Consider the following 767-nt stretch of genomic DNA (forward strand, 5'->3'; position numbering starts at 1 on the left):
AATTTAATGAAAACGTATATGAGTCCTACAATTATTGAGTTTGGTAAAGCGATAGATTCTATCCAAGGTTGTGGAGGATGGGGATCAGAGGCGTGGACATTTGATGATTCACGTTCACAATTTAGATGGATTAAACTACAAGATAATGGTGGAGAGAGAAGAGTTTGCGTTTGTACAAGTATTAACAGTGAGGGCTGTAAATAAAAAAACAATATAGTGTTAGATTGAGAAAGGAGGTGAGAATTTAATGAAAACGTATATGAGTCCTACAATTATTGAGTTTGGTAAAGCGATAGATACCATCCAAGGCTGTGGAGGATGGGGATCAGAAAGTTGGACCTTCGATGATTCTGATAGACAGTACAGATTGGTAACTAATGAAGATGGTACGAAAAAGCATTGTATTTGTACGACTATGAGAGCAGACCGCTGCGAGCCATAGGATAAAAAAATGGATGATTCATGGACTGATGAATCCCCCTTTATCATAGTGAGGACAAAATGTATAAGAAGTCTATTATTTTGGAATTTGATAAAGAATTAAGTGTTATTAAAGATTATGCAAAGTGGAGTACAGGAACTTTTATATTTCATAATTCAAAGATAGTATGTAGATGGATTGCACCTAGAGATGGGGAAAGTGTTAGATAAAACGATATAAGTATTATCATTGAGATTTGGTGATTAACTTTAATTATGTGAGAAGGAAAGGGGAAAATTTAATGAAAACGTATATGAGTCCTACAATTATTGAGTTTGGTAAAGCG

General features: G+C 34.6%; 1 protein-coding gene and 1 pseudogene. Both read left to right on the forward strand.

Going from position 1 to position 767, the window contains the following annotated elements:
• Window positions 1–204 (forward strand): annotated as a pseudogene (locus BAU28_RS30550) (hypothetical protein); the annotation flags it as partial.
• A gap of 43 nt (window positions 205–247) precedes the next feature.
• Window positions 248–442, forward strand: coding sequence for a hypothetical protein (locus tag BAU28_RS22715; protein ID WP_071720070.1), 195 nt, complete (start codon window positions 248–250; stop codon window positions 440–442).
• The last annotated feature ends 325 nt before the right edge of the window (window positions 443–767 follow it).

The sequence above is a fragment of the Bacillus paramycoides genome (assembly GCF_001884235.1).
Classification (GTDB): domain Bacteria; phylum Bacillota; class Bacilli; order Bacillales; family Bacillaceae_G; genus Bacillus_A; species Bacillus_A paramycoides.

Excerpts from the sequence above, each read along its gene's own strand:
- BAU28_RS22715 (WP_071720070.1), top strand. The coding sequence starts at position 248 with ATGAAAACGTATATGAGTCCTACAATTATTGAGTTTGGTAAAGCGATA.